The 16,445-nt window shown below is 73.3% G+C and carries 11 protein-coding genes; 5 read left to right on the forward strand and 6 right to left on the reverse strand.

Translation table 11 applies throughout. From position 1 onward, the window contains the following. The first annotated feature begins 23 nt into the window (after window positions 1-23). Window positions 24-1,262: an MFS transporter gene (locus F3L20_RS27105; protein ID WP_150156549.1), complete on the forward strand. Its 1,239-nt coding sequence runs from the start codon at window positions 24-26 to the stop codon at window positions 1,260-1,262. Between the two features lie 498 nt (window positions 1,263-1,760). On the opposite strand, the gene F3L20_RS27110 is transcribed toward F3L20_RS27105, so the two are convergent. Then, the gene (locus F3L20_RS27110; protein ID WP_150156550.1) at window positions 1,761-2,735 is read right to left on the reverse strand and encodes an EamA family transporter; all 975 of its coding nucleotides are present in this window, start codon (window positions 2,733-2,735) and stop codon (window positions 1,761-1,763) included. Window positions 2,736-2,828: 93 nt separating this feature from the next. Between F3L20_RS27110 and F3L20_RS27115 the strand changes: the two genes are divergently transcribed. The 3 genes from F3L20_RS27115 to F3L20_RS27125 all read left to right on the forward strand — a co-directional run bounded on the left by F3L20_RS27115 (window position 2,829) and on the right by F3L20_RS27125 (window position 6,800). Next, window positions 2,829-3,746, forward strand: a complete 918-nt coding sequence (locus F3L20_RS27115) for a LysR family transcriptional regulator (protein WP_150156551.1) — start codon at window positions 2,829-2,831, stop codon at window positions 3,744-3,746. Window positions 3,747-4,062: 316 nt separating this feature from the next. Then, entirely contained in the window at window positions 4,063-5,907 is a 1,845-nt protein-coding gene (locus tag F3L20_RS27120) for a glycoside hydrolase family 3 protein (RefSeq protein ID WP_150156552.1), read from the forward strand. A 302-nt stretch (window positions 5,908-6,209) separates the two neighbouring features. Beyond that, entirely contained in the window at window positions 6,210-6,800 is a 591-nt protein-coding gene (locus F3L20_RS27125; RefSeq protein WP_150156553.1) for a hypothetical protein, read from the forward strand. A 13-nt stretch (window positions 6,801-6,813) separates the two neighbouring features. Here F3L20_RS27125 and F3L20_RS27130 read toward each other — a convergent pair whose 3' ends face one another. The 3 genes from F3L20_RS27130 to F3L20_RS27140 all read right to left on the reverse strand — a co-directional run bounded on the left by F3L20_RS27130 (window position 6,814) and on the right by F3L20_RS27140 (window position 12,561). After that, on the reverse strand, window positions 6,814-8,247 hold the full coding sequence (locus tag F3L20_RS27130) for a S28 family serine protease (RefSeq protein WP_150156554.1): 1,434 nt from the start codon (window positions 8,245-8,247) through the stop codon (window positions 6,814-6,816). A gap of 106 nt (window positions 8,248-8,353) precedes the next feature. Next, window positions 8,354-8,740 carry a hypothetical protein gene (locus F3L20_RS27135; RefSeq protein ID WP_150156555.1) on the reverse strand — a complete coding sequence of 129 codons (387 nt, stop codon included), beginning with the start codon at window positions 8,738-8,740 and terminating at the stop codon, window positions 8,354-8,356. 113 nt (window positions 8,741-8,853) lie between these two features. Continuing rightward, a complete protein-coding gene (locus F3L20_RS27140) occupies window positions 8,854-12,561 on the reverse strand; it encodes an ABC transporter ATP-binding protein (RefSeq protein ID WP_150156556.1) in 3,708 nt (1,235 codons plus the stop codon). 215 nt (window positions 12,562-12,776) lie between these two features. Between F3L20_RS27140 and F3L20_RS27145 the strand changes: the two genes are divergently transcribed. Next, on the forward strand, window positions 12,777-13,613 hold the full coding sequence (locus tag F3L20_RS27145; RefSeq protein ID WP_150156557.1) for an endonuclease I family protein: 837 nt from the start codon (window positions 12,777-12,779) through the stop codon (window positions 13,611-13,613). A gap of 90 nt (window positions 13,614-13,703) precedes the next feature. Here the strand turns inward: F3L20_RS27145 and F3L20_RS27150 are convergent, their stop codons facing one another. Both F3L20_RS27150 and F3L20_RS27155 read right to left on the reverse strand, forming a co-directional pair. After that, window positions 13,704-15,929 (reverse strand): tetratricopeptide repeat protein, encoded by a 2,226-nt coding sequence (locus F3L20_RS27150; RefSeq protein WP_150156558.1) that lies wholly within the window; start codon window positions 15,927-15,929, stop codon window positions 13,704-13,706. After that, window positions 15,926-16,345, reverse strand: a complete 420-nt coding sequence (locus F3L20_RS27155; RefSeq protein ID WP_150156559.1) for a hypothetical protein — start codon at window positions 16,343-16,345, stop codon at window positions 15,926-15,928. The genes F3L20_RS27150 and F3L20_RS27155 overlap by 4 nt, the downstream gene beginning before the upstream one ends. Between the last annotated feature and the right edge of the window lie 100 nt (window positions 16,346-16,445).

Consider the following 16,445-nt stretch of genomic DNA (forward strand, 5'->3'; position numbering starts at 1 on the left):
CTCCGCCGCCCTGTCATGCCCTCGTGAGCGTGTCCCGCACGTTCCTCGACGTGCGTCCGCTGCGTACCTCGCTCGTCTTCCGACGGCTGCTGATCGGACGGACCGTGTCCGTGCTCGGCAGCTTCATGACCATGGTCACCGTCATGTACCAGGTCTGGGAGATGACCCACAGCGCGGCCTGGAGCGGTGCGGTGGGCCTCGCGCAGGCCCTGCCGCTCGTGTGCTTCGGCCTGTTCGCCGGGGCCTGGGTGGACCGGGGCGACCGGCGCCGGATCTATCTGGCCGCGACGGTCGGGCAGGCGGTGTGCTCGCTGCTGCTGGCGGTGCAGGGGTTCACCGGACACGTGCCGGTGGCCGGTGTGCTGGCCCTGGTGGCCGCCCAGTCCGCCTGCGCGGCGGTGGGCGGTCCGGCGGCCGGCGTGTTCGTGCCCCGGGTGCTGCCCAAGGAGCAGGTGGCTTCCGGACTGGCCCTCTACCAGGTCACCGCCCAGTCGATGATGCTGATCGGCCCCGCGCTCGGGGGGCTGATGCTCGGCTGGTTCGGCCTGGGCGTCTGCTATCTGCTGGACGCGCTCAGCTTCCTCATCGCCTTCTACGGTGCGTTCGGGCTGCCCGCGCTGCCGCCCGAGGGTGAGCCGTCGCGGGCCGGTCTGCACGGCGTGCTGGACGGGCTGCGCTTCCTGGCGGGCCACCGGGTGGTGCGGGGCGCGCTGGTCACCGACCTGGCCGCCACGGTGCTGTCCATGCCGGCCAGCCTCTTCCCGCTGATCAACGAGGAGCGGTTCGGCGGTGACCCGCGCACGCTGGGTCTGTTCATGTCGGCGATAGCGATCGGCGGGGTGACGGCGTCGGCGCTGTCCGGGACGGTGACCCACCTGAACCGTCCGGGCCTGGTGATGCTGTGCGGCGCGGGCGTCTGGGGAGCCGCGCTGGCCGCGTTCGGCATGACGAGCAGCCCCTGGGCGGGGCTCGGCCTGCTGGTCCTGGCCGGGGCGGCCGACGCACTCTCGGTGCTCTCACGCACCACGATCGTGCAGACCCGTACGCCCGATGCCCTGCTCGGCCGGGTCACCGCCGCCGAGCAGATCGTCGGACAGGCCGGCCCGCACCTCGGCAACATGCGGGCGGGGCTGGTGGCGGGGGCGACCTCCGGTGCGACGGCCCTGGTGACGGGCGGGCTGCTGTGCCTGCTCGCGGTGGCCTGGGTCGCCACGAGCACGCGCGAACTGCGCGGAGGCGTCCCCGCGCTGGAGTCGTCCTGACCGACCCCCGGCCGGGAAGCGCCGGTTCGCGGACCGGCAGGGGCCCGCGCCGGGCAGAGTTCCGCGCCGGGCGGGGGGAGCGGGACGGGACGAGCACCACGTGACCGCCGCCGGCCCGCACCACCACGACCGATCCCGCGCCCCTGCCGCCCACACCGCCACCGCGGCTGTCGCGCCCCGAGTCCGGGGCGGTCGGTCGGCACCAGGGCCGCACGGCCGGCACTCCACCCCGGATCCGCGCGCCAGGCCCGCGTCCAGAAGCGGTCGGCCCGCGACTCAAGGGCGGCGCGGCCCGCACGCCACCATGCGCCCCGCGCCCGACGCCCGGGACCGGGTCGGCCGTCACCACAGAGGCGGCGCCGTCCGCACCGCCCCCGCCCACGAATCCCCCTCCGCGTCCGGGGCGGGCGGCCGCACCGGCCCCCGCGCCCCCGCACCGCGCCCCGCGCCTCCGCCCCCCGCTCACGGGAACCGTCCGCCCGCGCCGCGAGGCACGTATCACGCGCGGAGCGAAGCCCCCGGCCCCTGCGCCGACTCCCCCGGCAGGGACCCCTCGGAGCTGGCCCCAGCCTGCCGTACGGGCTCCGTGACGGCCTCCGCCGGGTTGCGCCCCGCCGTCCCGCCCCGGCTCAGGGACGTCAGCGCCACCCCGCCCACCAGCAGCGCCGCCGCGCACCACCGCAGCGGGGTGACGGACTCGCCCAGGAACAGGGCCGCCGACGTCATGCCGAAGACCGGGACCAGGAGGGAGAACGGGGCGACCGTGGACGCGGGGTGGCGGTGCAGGAGCCAGCCCCAGGCGCCGAAGCCGAACACCGTGGCGCCCCAGGCGACGTAGAGGACCGTGGCCCCGCCGGACCAGTCCAGGGAGCGCAGCGCGGCCAGGTCCGCCGACGGGCCCTCGACGAGCAGCGAGAGGGCGAGCAGCGGCAGCACCGGGACCGTGCTGACCCAGATCATGAAGTTCAGGGCGTCGGGGGGCGACGCCCGGCGGGTGAGGATGTTGGAGACGCCCCAGCAGGCCGCCGCCGCGACGACGAGGGCGAAGCCGGTCAGCGGGCCCGAGGCGCCCTCGTCGACCGCCGCCACGCCGATGCCGGCCAGCGCCACGGCCATCCCCAGCAGCCGTACCCCGGTGGGGCGTTCGCCGAGGAGGGCGAAGGCGAACAGGGCCGTGAACACCGCCTGGACCTGGAGCACCAGCGAGGACAGCCCGCCCGGCATCCCGGTGTCCATGCCGATGAACAGCAGCCCGAACTTGGCGACCCCGAGGGCGAGTCCCACCCCCACGATCCACTTCCACGCCACCTTGGGCGGCCCGACGAGGAACACCGCGGGCAGGGCCGCGACCAGGAAGCGCAGCGCGGAGAAGAGCAGCGGCGGGAAGTGGTCGAGCCCGACCTCGATAACGGTGAAGTTCACTCCCCACACGGCGGCGACGAGGACGGCGAGAAGGACGTGTGACGGTCGCATACGTCGAGGATCACCGGTGACGACACTTCAGCACCAGCGACGATTCCTGCATGGTTGGATGAAGCGTCGCTAACCGATCGGGGAGCCGCCGTCATGCTCGACCTCCAGCGTCTGCGCGCCCTGTACGCCGTCTCCGTGCACGGCACCGTCGGCGCCGCCGCCACCGCGCTCGGCTACACCTCGTCCGCCGTGTCGCAGCAGATCGCCAAGCTGGAGCGGGAGACGCGGACCGTGCTCCTGGAGCGGGAGGGCCGGGGCGTCCGGCTGACCGACGAGGCGCACCAACTGGTCCGCGCCGCACGGGAACTGATCGCCATCGTGGAGCGGGCGGAGACGGAGCTGGAGGAGCGGCGCGGGGTGCCTGCCGGGCGGCTGACCGTCGCGGCGTTCGCGTCCGCCGCGCGCGGGCTGATGCCGCCGGTGCTGGCGGACCTGGCCCGACGGCACCCCGCGCTCGACACCCGGCTCACCGAGGTGGACCCGCACCTGTCCGTGGACCTGGTCGCCAAGGGCGCGGTCGACCTGGTGATCGCGCACGACTGGGACATCGCGCCCTTGCCGGCGCCCGCGGGCGTGGAGCAGACGGTGATCGGGGACGACCTGTGCGATCTGCTGGTGCCCGAGGGGCACCGGTTCGCGGGGCGGGCGGCGGTGCGGCGCGAGGAGCTGGGCGGGGAGCGGTGGATCTGCCAGCCGCCGGGGCGGGTCTGCCACGAGTGGCTGGTGCGGACGCTGCGGGCGGCCGGACACGAGCCGGACATCGTGCACCAGGCCGACGAGAACCCCACCCTGGTCGCCCTGGTCGCGGCCGGTCTGGGCATCGCGCTGATCCCCCGGCTGGGGCGTGGTCCGCTGCCCTCCGGAGTGGTGGAGGTGCCGCTCGACCCGCTGCCCGTACGGCGGCTGTACGCGTTGTGGCGCACTGGCGCGGCCCGCCGCCCCGCGATCGCGGAGACGGTCCGCACGCTGGTCGCGCACTGGCCCGCCGTGTCGGCCCACGGGCCGCGCTGACCCCGCCGGCCCCGAGTACGGCGGAGTCCGGCCCCGGCGGGGAACCCGTGGCCGCCCTCGTACGTCCGAGGGGCAGGCTGCCGGACGAGTCCCCGGGGTGGTCGCGCCGCCGCGACCGCTGACCCCCCTCGGCGCCGTACCCCGGCCCGGTGGCCCGCCGTCGTCGGCGCCGCCCCCTCCCGCCGCGCCGACGACGGCCCTCCGGTTGCTGCGCATGCCCTTGACTGGCAGAAACTTCCCGGATATTGGTGACCTCCTGGAAGTTTCCTTCAGCGGATCCCCGGCCCCCCGCGGATCACCTCCCAAAGGAGCGCACGTGCCCGACAGCAGCCCCGGAAGCACGGCAAGCACCGCCCGTCCGTCCAGACGTACCGTCCTCGCCGCGACGGCGGGCGTCACCTCCGTCCTGGCGGCCGGCGGCACCGTCCACGCGGCCACCGGCACGCACCGCCCCGACGACCGAAAGCTGCGCGCCCTCATCTCCCGTATGACGCTGGAGGAGAAGGTCGGCCAGCTGTTCGTGATGCGGGTCTACGGCCACTCCGCCACCGATCCGGACCAGGCCGACATCGACGCCAACCTCGACGAGATCGGGGTGCGTACGGCCGCCGAGCTGGTCGCCAAGTACCGGGTCGGCGGCATCATCTACTTCGCCTGGGCGCACAACACCCGCGACCCGCACCAGATCGCCGACCTGTCCAACGGCATCCAGAAGGCCTCCCTGGGTCTCCCGCGCGGCCTGCCCGTGCTGATCTCCACCGACCAGGAGCACGGCATCGTGGCCCGCGTGGGCGAGCCCGCGACGCTGCTGCCGGGCGCGATGAACGTCGGCGCGGGCGGCTCCCGCTCCGACGCGCGCAACCTGGGGCGGATCGCCGGCCGGGAGCTGCACGCCCTGGGCATCCGGCAGAACTACTCCCCCGTGGCCGACGTGAACGTCAATCCGGCCAACCCCGTCATCGGCGTCCGCTCCTTCGGCTCCGACCCCGCGGCCGTCGCCGGGCTCGTCGCGGCCGAGGTGAAGGGCTACGAGTCGGCCGGAGTGGCGGCCACGGCCAAGCACTTCCCCGGTCACGGCGACACGGTCACCGACAGCCACGAGGCGCTGCCGTGGATCCACCACACCCGCGAGGAGTGGGAGGAGCTGGACGCGCCGCCGTTCCGTGCGGCGGTCGCCGCGGGCATCGATTCCATCATGACCGCGCACATCGTCGTGCCCGCGCTCGACCCGTCGGAGGACCCGGCCACCCTCTCCCGCCCGATCCTCACCGGGATCCTGCGCGAGGAACTGGGCTACGACGGCGTCGTGGTGACCGACTCCCTCGGCATGGAGGGCGTGCGCACCAAGTACGGCGACGACCGGGTGCCGGTGCTGGCACTCAAGGCCGGCGTGGACCAGCTGCTCAACCCGCCGTCCCTGGACGTCGCCTGGAACGCGGTCCTGCGGGCCGTACGGGACGGCGAACTGACGGAGTCCCGGCTCGACGAGTCGATCCTGCGGGTGCTGCGGCTGAAGGCCCGCCTGGGCCTGTTCGACGACCCCTACGTCAGCCACACGGGCGTCGACCGCACCGTCGGCACCCGGTCGCACCTGGCCGCCGCCGACCGGATCGCCGAGCACGGCACCACCCTGCTGGTCAACGAGGGCGGGCTGCTGCCGCTGTCCCGCCGCCGTACGCCCAAGGTGCTGGTGGTCGGCGCCGATCCGGCGTCCCCGTCCGGCACCACGGGCCCGCCCACCGGCGTGATCGCGCAGGCCCTGACCGAGCTGGGCTTCACCGCGACCGCCCTGTCCACCGGCACGGCGCCCTCGGCGGCGGTCGTCGCCCAGGCCGTGGCGGCGGCCGAGGACGCGGACGCGGTGGTCGTGGGGACGTACAACGTCACCGCGTCCAGCAGCCAGAAAACGCTCGTCGAGCAGCTGCTGGCGACCGGGAAGCCGGTCGTCGCGGTGGCGATTCGCAACCCCTACGACGTGGCCCACCTGCCCGGCGTGCAGGCGTTCCTGGCGTCGTACTCCTGGACCGACGTCGAACTGCGCGCGGCGGCCCGGGCGATCGCCGGGAAGGTCCGCCCGCGCGGCAAGCTGCCGGTGCCGGTGCAGCGCGCGGACGACCCGGCGACGGCGCTCTACCCGGTCGGGTACGGACTGACGTACTAGCAGCCGCGAACGCCACGTCACCCTCGCACCGGCAGGCGGCCGGTGCGAGGGTGACGTGCGCCGGCTCCGAGCGGTCCGACGAGGTCCACGACCGGGCAGGGCAGGAGCTCCGGCGGACCGCACGCACGCTCTCCTCCTACCTACGAGGGCGTAGGTCCCGGTACGTCACCCGCGTGGGACGGACCACCCCATGTGCGCGAACCGTCCCACATGTCCGGCGTGTCCCGGGATCGGCCGGTCAGACTGGGCCGGGGTCTTCCAGGGGGATGGCGATGCGTGTGAGCGGGTAGGGGGCGCGGGCCGTGCGCGCCGTGGCCGGTGCGGTACTCCTCGCCGGGTGCCGGGAGGCGCCCGGCGGGGAGGCGGACCGCACGGCCGCCGTGGCGCCGCCCGTGCGGCCGACCGGGTACGGGGCGGTGTTCCTCGACGTCGGCGAGTGCAGCTCCTTCGGCCGCACCAGCTTCACCGAGGTGTCCTGCGCGAGCGAGCGCGCGGCGGCGCGGGTGGTCGCCCGGCACGACGGGATCGTGCGCGACGGGCCACTCTGCCCGCCGGCCACCGACTTCGTGCTGCACATCAGCGAGCAGTGGCCGGCCGCCGACGAGGACGGCGACGGCATGGTGCCGCTCGGCTACGCCTGCATGCGCCACCTCCAGCCGCCGCACCCGGGCGACCCGGGCGGCGGGGGCGGGCCGCGCACCGTCGTGGGCGACTGCGTGTACGCCCTCGCCGACGGCAAGGTCCGCGAGACCGCCTGTGACGGAAGCGGCCCGCGCGGGCCGGAGTTCAAGGTGACGAAGGCCGTGGACGCCCGGGCCGACTGCCCGGCGTCCACGGCCCTCTACGTCCGGCTGCGCGGGACCGCACCGGTCGGCTGCGCCGTCCCGGTGTGATCCCGCGCGGGCGTCACGGACGCAGCGCGTGCCGCGGCTCGACGTCCCGCTTGTCGAGCTTGGCGTCGAACTTCGCCAGCGGCCTGGCCGCCGTCGGGTTCGCCTGGACCGCGCTCGGGGCGACGCCCGCCCAGTCCAGGATGCGGGCCGTGGCCAGCGCCTTCTGCTTGTCGACCAGACCGGCCACGTTCGCACCGTGGTTCATGCCGGGCGCGGTGAAGACGTACGAGTCGCGCGCGCCCTTGGCGAGGCGGAACGGCTCGGCGCCCCACGGGTCGTTCTCGCCGTACACGAACAGCATCTGCCGGGCGTGGTGGCGGACCCAGGTGTCGACGTCCCGCATGACGTACGGCTGGAACTTCATGCCGATGGAGCGGGGCACGAAGTTGCGCGGCGGCTGGTAGCCGTAGCGGACGTACTTCTTCTCGATGTGCGGGAAGTGGATGGTCGGCGCGCCCAACTGGGTGCCGGCCTGGTAGTAGTACGGCGTGTACGGCTCCAGGCCCTGGTCCGTGTAGAACGAGAAGCCGGAGATCGTGTCGACGGAGGTCCAGATCTCCTCGTCGGTGGCGTTCTTGGCGTCCGCCGGGACGTCCTGGCAGTCGGCGACGGTGCTGTACTGCCAGAAGCCCCACACGTAGTCCAGGACGACCGCCTCGTAGGCGCGGTCCAGGCTGCCGATGGTGTCGAAGGTGTAGCCGTTCTCGGCGGCGTAGGCCGCGTACTTCTTCTCCAGCGGGGCGCGGCGCACCAGCGCCTCGCGCTGCACGCCGTTCAGCCGGTCGCGGCACTCCTTGGTGCCGACGGTGCGGAAGAAGCGGTCGTAGGCGGAGTCCTCGTCGTTCACCACGTCGTTGGGCGCGACGTAGGCGACGACACCGTCCATGTCCTTGGGGTAGAAGCGCTCGTAGTAGGTGGCGGTCATGCCGCCCTTGGACCCGCCGGTGGAGATCCAGTTCTCGCTGTAGACCTTCTTCAGGGCCTTGAAGATGCGGTGCTGGTCACTGGCGGCCTGCCAGATGTCCAGCTTCGACCAGTCGGCCGGCTCGGGCCGGGACGGGGTGAAGAAGCGGTACTCCATGGAGACCTGGTTGCCGTCCACGATCTGGGTCGGCTCGGCGCGGCGGGGCGTCGTGGAGACGCTGTAGCCGCCGGTGTAAAAGACGGTGGGCCGCGCGGTGTCCTTGTGCAGCACCGTGATCCGCTGCTGGAACGTCCCCTTGTCCGGCCGGCGGTGGTCCACCGGCTGGGTGTAGTTGAGGACGAAGAAGCGGTACCCGGTGTAGGGCTTCTCCTCGATCAGGCTCATGCCCGGGATCGAGAGCAGCCTTTCCTTGATGTCAGTGGTGCCGGTGGCCTTCGGCTCGGCGGCGGTGGCCGCCCCGGCCGTACTCAGTGTGCCTATGAGCACCGTGAGCGCCAGCAGCCATCTGAGCGCCTTGCGCATGCGCACTCCCCTGTGAGACAGATGTGCGCCGGAAGCTACTCGACCAACTCCTCACGCACCAGGGGACGTAGGGAAAACCCTGTACGACTCCCGCTCAGGGGAGGGGTCAGCACAGGATCCAGCCGGAGCTGACCGAGTCCGCCCCGGCCCGGCCCCTGACCCAGACGCAGCGCCGTCCGACGTGTACGGTCACCGGCCCCGCGTGATGGGCGAAACGCCCCTCGTCGACCACCGGGCGTCCGCCGCGCGCCTGCACGCTCACCGACATCTGCCGCTTCACGCCGCCGTTCTTGGCCAAGGTGACGGCGCAGACGTAGTCGCCGCGCTTGTAGACGTGCACCGACCCGGTGGAGAACGGCAGGGTCCGCGCCTTGCGCCCCGGGCACAGCGCGGACGCCTCCGCCGCCTGGACCGGTGCGGCGGCGAGCAGCCCGGAGGCGGTCAGCACCGCAAGGACCGGCGCGAGCCGCCGGTGTATCGCTCCACTGCGCACAGTCGTCCTCCCCGTACCGCACCCGCCGCGGCCGACGGCGTACGCGTGTACGGACGCGGGGCGTACGTCGCACGGTTGCGCGAGCCGGTGCGCGGGGGCGGCGAACGGCCGGATCAGGCCGGTGCCGGTACGTCCTCACCGACGAACGTCCGCCACAGCGCGGCGTACCGGCCGCCCTTGCGCAGCAGTTCCTCGTGCGTGCCGTCCTCGGCGACCCGGCCGCGGTCCATGACGATCACCCGGTCGGCGCGGGCGGCGGTGGTGAGGCGGTGGGCGACGACGAGCGTGGTGCGGCGGCCGGCCAGGCGGTCGGTGGCCAGGTTGACCTGCGCCTCGGTGGCGAGGTCGAGGGCGGCGGTGGCCTCGTCGAGCAACAGCACGTCGGGGTCGACGAGTTCGGCGCGGGCCAGCGCGATCAGCTGGCGCTGGCCGGCCGACAGGTTGCGGCCGCGCTCGGCGACCTCGTGGAGGTAGCCGCCGTCCAGCGTGGCGATCATCTCGTGCGCGCCGACCGCGCGGGCCGCGGCCTCCACCTCGGCGTCGGTGGCGTCGGGGCGGCCGTAGGCGATGGCGTCGCGGACGGTGCCGGGAAAGAGGTACGCCTCCTGCGGGACGACGCCGAGCCGGTGCCGGTACGCGGTGAGGTCCAGGTCGCGCAGGTCCGTGCCGTCGACGGTGACCCGGCCGCCGGTGGGGTCGTAGAACCGGGCCACCAGCTTCACCAGGGTGGACTTCCCGGCGCCGGTCTCGCCGACGAACGCGACGGTCTGCCCGGCGGGGACGGTGAGGTCGATGCCGGTGAGTGCGTCCTCACCGTCGCCGTACGCGAAGTGCACGTCCTCGAAGGCGATCTCGCCGCGCAGGGACGTCACCGGGAGCGGCTTCGCCGGGGCCTTGGTGGAGGTCGGCTCGCGCAGAAGCTCCTGGATCCGGCCGAGGGAGACGGACGCCTGCTGGTAACCGTCGAAGACCTGGGAGAGCTGCTGCACGGGCGCGAAGAACAGGTCAATGTAGAGCAGGTACGCCACGAGCGAGCCGATGGCCAGCGTGCCGTCGTCGACCCGGCCGCCGCCCACCACCAGCACCGCCGCCGCGGCGACCGAGGACAGCAGCTGCACGAACGGGAAGTACACCGAGATCAGCCACTGGCCGCGGATGCGGGCGCTGCGGTAGTCGGCGCTGCGCTCGGCGAACCGCCGCGCGCCGTCCCGCTCCCGGCGGAAGGCCTGCACGATCCGCAGCCCGGCCACCGACTCCTGGAGGTCGGCGTTGACCACCGACACCCGTTCCCGCGCCAGCTCGTACGCCTTCACGCTGGCCCGCCGGAAGAAGTACGTGGCGAGGATCAGCGGGGGCAGGGTGGCGAAGACGACCAGGGCCAGGCCGACGTCCAGGACGAGCAGGGCGACCATGATGCCGAAGAAGGTGACCACCGAGACGAACGCGGTGACCAGGCCGGTCTGCAGGAACGTGGACAGCGCGTCGATGTCCGTGGTCATCCGGGTCATGATCCGGCCGGTCAGCTCGCGCTCGTAGTAGTCGAGGCCGAGCCGCTGGAGCTGGGCGAAGATCTTCAGCCGCAGCGAGTACAGCACGCGCTCGCCGGTGCGGCCGGTCATCCGGATCTCGCCGGTCTGCGCGGCCCACTGGGCGAGCACGGCGAACAGTCCCAGCAGTGCGGCCGCCCACACCGCGGTCTGGGCGGCACGGGTGACGCCCTCGTCGATGCCGTGCCGGATGAGGATCGGCAGCAGCAGGCCCATGCCGGCGTCCACGGCGACCAGGCCGAGGCTGATCAGCAGGGGGGCGCGGAAGCCCCGCAGCAGGCGGCGCAGGCCGTAGGAGTCCTCGGCGCGGACGGCGCGGGCCTCGTCGACGTCGGGGACGTCGTCGGCCGGGGGCAGGGCCGCGACCTGGGCGAGTAGTTCCGGGGTCGCCGGGGCGCCGGCCAGGGCGGCGTCCTTCGGCTCGCGGTCGCCGGTCCACAGCCGCGGGGTGACGCCCCGCTCGGCGTCGAACTCGGCGTCCAGCTCCTCGCGGACGGAGGTGTCCTCCTTCAGCGGCCCGGCGGGCGGGGTGTGGCCCGGGGAGACGGCGCCCAGCTCGTCGGGGTCGGTGAGCAGCCGGCGGTACAGCGGGGAGCGGCGCTGGAGCTCGTCGTGGGTGCCGATGTCGGCGAGCCGGCCGCCGTCCAGGACGGCGATGCGGTCGGCGAGGTTCAGGGTGGAGCGGCGGTGCGCGATGAGCAGCGTCGTACGGCCCCGCATGACGCTCTTCAGCACCTCGTGGATCTCGTGCTCGACGCGGGCGTCCACGGCGGAGGTGGCGTCGTCGAGGACCAGCAGGCGCGGGTCGGTGAGGATGGCGCGGGCCAGGGCGATGCGCTGGCGCTGGCCGCCGGAAAGGGTCAGGCCGTGCTCGCCCACGGTGGTGTCGTAGCCGTCGGGCAGCTCGTCGATGAACCGGTCGGCCCGGGCGGCGCGGGCGGCGGCGGCGATCTGCTCGTCGGTGGCGTCGGGGCGGCCGTAGGCGATGTTGGCGCGCACGGTGTCGGAGAACAGGAAGGAGTCCTCCGGGACCAGGCCGATGGCGGCGCGCAGCGACTCGGTGGTCAGCTCGCGCACGTCGTGCCCGCCGACCAGGACGGCGCCGCGGGTGACGTCGTAGAAGCGTGGCAGCAGCAGGGAGACGGTGGACTTGCCGGAGCCGGAGGAGCCGACCACGGCGAGGGTCTCGCCGGGGCGGATCTCGAAGGACAGGCCGTCCAGGACCGGCCGCCCTGGGTCGTAGCCGAAGGCGACGTCGTCGAACTCGACGGTCGCGGGGGCGTCGGCGGGCAGTTCCTTGGTGCCGTCGGTCAGGGACGGCTCGGTGTCGATCAGTTCGAGGACGCGCTCGGTGCCGGCGCGGGCCTGCTGGGCGACGGTGAGGACGACGGCGAGCATCCGCACCGGGCCGACGAGCTGGGCGAGGTAGGTGGAGAAGGCGACGAAGGTGCCCAGCGTGATGTGCCCGCGCACCGCGAGCCAGCCGCCGAGGGCGAGCATCGCCACCTGGCCCAGCGCGGGCACGGACTGGAGGGCGGGGGTGAAGCGGGCGTTCAGCTTGATGGTGCGCAGGCGTCCCGCGTACAGGCGGCGGCCGACCTCGCGCAGCTTGCCGGTCTCCTGTTCCTCCTGCCCGAAGCCCTTGACCACGCGGACACCGCTGACCGCGCCGTCGACCACGCCGGCGACGGCGCCCGCCTGCGCCTGGGCGTACCAGGTGGAGGGGTGCAGCCGGGTGCGGCTGCGCTTGGCGATCCACCACAGGGCGGGGGCGACGGCGAGCGCGATCGCGGTGAGCGGCAGGGACAGCGACGCCATGATCACCAGGGAGATCACGAACAGCAGCAGGTTGCCGATGGTCATCGGCAGCATGAAGAGCAGGCCCTGGATGAGCTGGAGGTCGCTGGTGGCGCGGCCGACGACCTGCCCGGTGGACAGCTCGTCCTGGCGTCTGCCGTCGAGCCGGGCGATCGAGCCGTACATCTCGGTACGCAGGTCGTGCTGGACGTCGAGGGCGAGCCGGCCGCCGTAGTAGCGGCGGACGTAGGTGAGGACGTACACGGCGAGCGCGGCGCCGACCAGCAGACCGGCCCAGGTGCCCATGTCCCGTGTCTTGTCCCCGATGACGTCGTCGATGATCACCTTGGTGATCAGCGGGACCAGGGCCATGACGGCCATGCCGGCGAGGGAGGAGCCGAGGGCCAGGACGACGTTCCTGGGGTGCCGCCACGCGTAGGCGGCCAGTCGTCGTGCCCATCCCCGTTGCGCTGTCACGCGGTGCCCTCCGATCGTCCTGATCTTCCGCAAGGCTCCAACGCCGGCCGAAGCGGATTTCATCCCTCCGCAACATTTCCGGCGGCACACGGCGGCTACGCGATGTCGGACTCTCGTCACGCAATCGGCACGTTCCCTCCACGCGCTTGACTGCATGTGCATGCCAGTCTCTCGGGTATCTCCCTTGTGCAACCCGCGTAGATCGGACACCCCACATGCCTGCTGTACGCATACGGCGCCGGAGGGCGGTGGCGCTGGCGAGCGCCGCCGTCCTGGCCGGACTCGCCGTCCCCGCCCTGACCCCCGCCACCGCCGGCGCCTCGGCCCCCGCTCCGGAGGCCCCGGCCGCCCAGGCGCACGCCGCCGTGGTGGCCGACTACTACGAGCGCGCCGAGGGCAAGACCGGTGACGACCTCAGGGACGCCCTGAACACGATCGTCAGCGACCAGACGAAGCTGTCGTACTCGGCCGTCTGGGACGCCCTCAAGGACACCGACGAGGACCCGGCGAACAGCGGCAACGTGGTCCTGCTGTACTCGGGCGTCTCCCGCAGCAAGAGCCTCAACGGCGGCGACACCGGCGACTGGAACCGCGAGCACGTCTGGGCCAAGTCCCACGGCGACTTCGGCACCTCCACCGGCCCCGGCACCGACATCCACCACCTGCGCCCGGCGGACGTCCAGGTCAACAGCGTCCGGGGCAACAAGGACTTCGACAACGGCGGCAGCGCCGTCGCGAACGGCGGCGGCAGCCTGACCGACTCCGACTCCTTCGAGCCGCGCGACGCCGTCAAGGGCGACGTGGCCCGCATGATCTTCTACATGGCGGTCCGCTACGAGGGCACCGACGGCTGGCCCGACCTGGAGCCCAACGGCAGTGTGAACAACGGCAGCGCGCCGTACATCGGCAAGCTCGACGTGCTCAAGGCCTGGAACGAGCAGGACCCGCCGGACGCCTTCGAGCAGCGCCGCAACGACGTCATACACGAGTCGTACCAGCACAACCGCAACCCGTTCATCGACCACCCGGAGTGGGTCGAGTCGATCTGGTAGGCGTCCTCATGGGCGATGACGTGGTCGATCAGATGCATGGGCAGCTGGAAGAGCGGCCGGCCGAGTGATCAACATGTGAGGAACACGGTGTCACCCCTGCCCGGACGGCCCCTCCGCGCCGACCTCGGCGTACCAGGCCCGGGCCGCGACCGTCTCGGGGTGGTCCTCGCCCAGGATCGCGGCCCGCTGTTCGGCCACCTCGTGCGCGCTCGCGGCGGCTTCGACCCGCTTGCCCTGCGCGTACTGGGCGCGGCTGAGCTGGATGAGCACGCCGAGGACCAGCGGATGGTCGTCCCCGTAGCCGGCCCGCTGCCCGGCGAGAACCCGGCGGAAGAGGTCCTCCGCCTCGGCGCCCCGGCCGGCGCGCAGCAGCCCCCGCGCCCATGCGTCGCGTGCCCACACGGTCACCAGGTGCTCGGTGCCGAGATGGTGCCCGCAGTCGGCCACCAGTTCCTCGGCGGTCGGCAGGTAGTGGTCGAACTCGTCCTGTGCGAGTCGTAGTTCCAGCATCTCGCAGCGGGTCTTGAGGGTGGCGACGTGGTCGTCACCGAGTGCGTCGCGACGGCCGTCCAGCACCGCCTCCAAGAGCGTCCGGGCCTCGTCCAGGTCGCCAAGGCGGTGCAGCACCCGCTGCAGCTCGTAAGCCGCGTCCAGCGTGCGCGGGTCCTGGGGTCCGAGCGTGCGCAGCGCATCCCGGTGCACCGGCCGCAGCAGGTCGGCGGCTTCGGCGTACCGGCCGAGCCGGAACAGGATGGGCCCCTGGCCGGACCGCGCCTCGATGGTCGCCGGGTCCTCGTCCCCCAGATGCTCCGCGGCGGTCCTCGCGGCCGTGGCGGCCAGGGACAGCGCGGCGGTCCAGTCCCCCGCCTCGTACACCAGCCGTGCGACGCGCGTCGCGGTCCGTACGGACTCCGCCGTCACCAGGCCGTAGCGGCGGGACCGGTGCAGCAGGCCGGTCACATGCGGTGCCAGGAGCCGCACCTGGGAACGTCCGCGCGGGGACGCGGCGCCCTCCGGCGGCAGCGCCGCCCGCAGCAGCCGGAGGGCCATGCCCGCCAGGAGTACGCGCTGTGCGTCGGACACGCCCGCGGCGACGCTGTCGAGCAGAACCCCGTGGGCCTTCACGCAGCGATGCCCGTCCGTCTCGACCAGCTCCGCCAGCGAGTGGTCCAGGAGCGCGCGCAGGGCCGGCTCGACGCGGTCGGGGTGCAGCGGCGGATCGAGGTGCTCGGGACCGGCGACCGTGCCCTGTGCCACGGGCATCAGCAGCGACAGCGGGACAGGATCCGCCGCCCAGAAGGACAGCAGCCGCAACAGGGTGGTCGCCTCCGGCAGACCGCTCTCGGCCAGGGAGTCCAGCGACAGCTGCCACGTACGGCCCACCAGGCGGCGGGACTGCCCCGCACCGGTGGCCGGCGCTCCCCGGTCCACCAGGGCCGTCGACTCCTCGCCCAGCCTCCGGTCGTACTCGTCCATGGTCCACGACTCCAGCAACTGGTGGGACAGGTGTGCCCCGGCCAGGGTCAGCGCCAGGGGCAGGCAGCCCAATCGTCGGGCCACCTTCCGTGCCGACTCCGGTGTACCCGCCTCCGGGGCCAGGTCACGCAGGACCTGGGTGGCGTCCTCCAGGGGCAGCACACCGACCCGGTGACTGCTCACTGCCGGGGCGCGCCACAGCGGGGAGGTCGCGTGGCGGGTGGTCACCAGCACCGTCCCCGAAGGGCTCGTGCGCAGCCAGGCGCCTTCCTCCAGAACGGCCGGGTCGTCGGCGTTGTCGAGGACCAGCAGCCAGGGCTCCGCCGAGTGGTCCAGGTAGTGCCAGACCAGGTCGGCCGCGGCGCGCCGGCCACCGGCCGCGGCGGCCAGTTCGCCGCCCGTGGCGCCGCGGTCGCCCGCGACGGCGAGCATGCCCGCGCGCAGCGACACGCGTTCGGAGGCGTTGACCCACAGGCCGACCCGGCCGTGGTCCCGCACGGTCTCGGTGAACAGGGCGTGGGCCACCGCCGTCTTGCCACAGCCGCCCATGCCGTGCAGGACCTGGATGTCGCCGCCCGGTCCGGCCACGGCCGCCCGTAAGCGTTCCATGAGGTCGGTGCGGTCCCGAAGGACGCCGGGGGCGCGGCCGACCAGGGGAAGGCGGACGGAGTCGGGAGCGGCCCGTCTGGGTTCGGCCGGGGTCACCACGTGGCGGCCGAACAGCGGGGCCGAGCCCGGGGCGTAGTGGTGCACGTGTTCTTCGATGTACTGGTCGCCACCGGTCTGGTAGACCCGGGCGCTGTCCGACGCGTGGCCCTCCATCGGCGTCGGCACACTCATCGGTCGGTGATGTGCTGGTCTCGTCCGGCCTGGTAGATCCGGGCACTGCCCGACGCCCGGGCCTCCATACGGATCTGCTCCGGCGCGGTGTCGCCGGGCAGCTGCGGGGTCAGCTCGTCCAGGATGCGCCGCAGTTCCTCGGCGGCCTCAGGCCGTGCGAGCAGGAACCGCCGCAGGCGGCCCTGCCATTCGACGGTCAGCTCGGCTTCCGCATCGGCGTCATCGGCCTGGCGCGCGAGGAGCAGGTCCGCACGGCCCGCTTCCAGCTCCTCACCGATGCTCTCCGCTCTGGCGGGCTGGAAGCGGTGCCACAGGGCGACCATGCCGTCCCTCGCCGACTCCCAGGCATTCGTCACCATCAATGTGACGACGGTCGTACCCGCCGTCCCTGCCAGTGCGGCGATCTCCGGATCCACGGTTCCCCCCTACGGCCGGCTCCCGATCCTAGGTCCCCGAGCCGCTCCTTGGACGAGGTTTTCCGCCCAAGGAGGGGTCCTCCTCCACGGCGAGGCGACG

It is taken from the genome of Streptomyces tendae, from assembly GCF_008632955.1.
GTDB lineage: Bacteria > Actinomycetota > Actinomycetes > Streptomycetales > Streptomycetaceae > Streptomyces.